This window comes from Parendozoicomonas verongulae (genome assembly GCF_009711465.1).
GTDB classification, from domain to species: Bacteria; Pseudomonadota; Gammaproteobacteria; order Pseudomonadales; family Endozoicomonadaceae; genus Sansalvadorimonas; species Sansalvadorimonas verongulae.
The window spans coordinates 583-1,425 of sequence record NZ_SMME01000559.1 but is presented as its reverse complement, the minus strand read 5'-3'; the positions used below and the strand labels follow the sequence as shown (position 1 = coordinate 1,425).

General features: G+C 47.8%; 1 protein-coding gene. It reads right to left on the bottom strand.

All coding sequences use genetic code 11. From position 1 onward, the window contains the following. Positions 1-355: hypothetical protein (locus E1189_RS01490; RefSeq protein ID WP_155158331.1), on the bottom strand; the 355-nt coding region annotated here is incomplete at its 3' end. Between the last annotated feature and the right edge of the window lie 488 nt (positions 356-843).

Sequence of the window (843 nt, the reverse complement as noted above, 5' to 3'; positions counted from 1 at the left end):
TCGGCTGCCCCCCGGCTGCCTGGGTGCGCAACCGGGTAAAGATGTCCTTAGCTGCTTTCATATTGTCCGGGCCGCCCATGATCTGAAGATGTCTGCCCAGTGTTAATTCGATATCCTTGTCCTTACAGGGGGTGTCCATTTGCCCCCCGGCTGTCCGGGTGCGCAGCCGGGTATAGATGTCCAGGGCCGCTTTTACATTACCCGGGCCTCCCATGATCTGGAGTAGACGGCCCAGTGCCAGCCCATTGTTTTTTTCATCATTGAGATAGGTTGAGTATTGGGTATAAAGATACTGGAAGAGTGATAAAGCTTCCGTTAAATGGCCTCTCGCTTGTAAAGCTCTGCCTTTTGCCATCATCACCCCTTTGTTGTTTTGCAAACCCGCTGAAAGAGAATTGATGTATTCAATACATCCATCAAAATTGTCAAGATGAAACAAACATCTGGCTTTTAATTGCACAACACGAGCATATTGGTGTGAGTCTCCTGCGTATTTTTTTAACAGTACCTCGGCCTCATTTAATGCCCTTTGGGGGTTGGCTTTCAGAAGATTGAAGGCATCATTTATGTCCTGATATACCTGTACACGAGGGTAACCCGGATAGTTCTGGGAATTCCGCTGTAAAAGTTGGCGGTGCTCAGAGTGACCTGTACATTCTGGATATCGAGAATCATGTGTACTGGAGGTATAAGGCGTATGTCTACTTGAATCGCTTTGTATGTCAGGAGGAGGCGCCTGCCAGTAATAACCGCCTTTCCCATAGTTTGGTGGGGGTAAGTCCATACTCTGAATAAGCCTTTATAGCCGTTGTGTCGGGGGCTGTTCGCTAAAACAATATTTTG